A 499-nucleotide genomic window follows, 5' to 3' on the forward strand; every position below is an offset into this window, starting at 1 on the left:
GCCACGGTCTTCGCGAGGCTTGAAGCCGCCACGGTCTTCGCGAGGCTTGAAGCCACCGCGATCTTCACGGGGCTTGAAACCACCTTCACGGCGATCGTCGCCGCCACGGAAACCACCGCGATCTTCGCGAGGCTTGAAACCACCTTCACGGCGATCGTCGCCGCCACGGAAACCACCACGGTCTTCGCGAGGCTTGAAACCACCTTCACGGCGGTCATCGCCGCCACGGAAGCCACCACGGTCTTCGCGAGGCTTGAAACCACCTTCACGGCGATCGTCGCCGCCACGGAAGCCACCACGGTCTTCGCGAGGCTTGAAGCCACCGCGATCTTCCCGGGGCTTGAAACCACCTTCACGGCGGTCATCGCCGCCACGGAATCCACCGCGGTCTTCACGGGGCTTGAAGCCACCTTCACGGCGGTCATCGCCGCCACGGAATCCACCGCGGTCTTCGCGAGGCTTGAAACCACCTTCACGGCGGTCATCGCCGCCACGGAAT

1 protein-coding gene is annotated in these 499 nt (G+C 64.7%); it reads left to right on the forward strand.

Annotation, left to right across the window (positions count from 1 at the left end; all coding sequences use genetic code 11):
* Window positions 1-499 (forward strand): hypothetical protein (locus ACIPUB_RS20115; RefSeq protein WP_407609001.1); only part of this gene is annotated, 499 nt, incomplete at both ends.

The sequence above is a fragment of the Paeniglutamicibacter sp. ORCA_105 genome (assembly GCF_045798545.1).
Classification (GTDB): domain Bacteria; phylum Actinomycetota; class Actinomycetes; order Actinomycetales; family Micrococcaceae; genus Paeniglutamicibacter; species Paeniglutamicibacter sulfureus.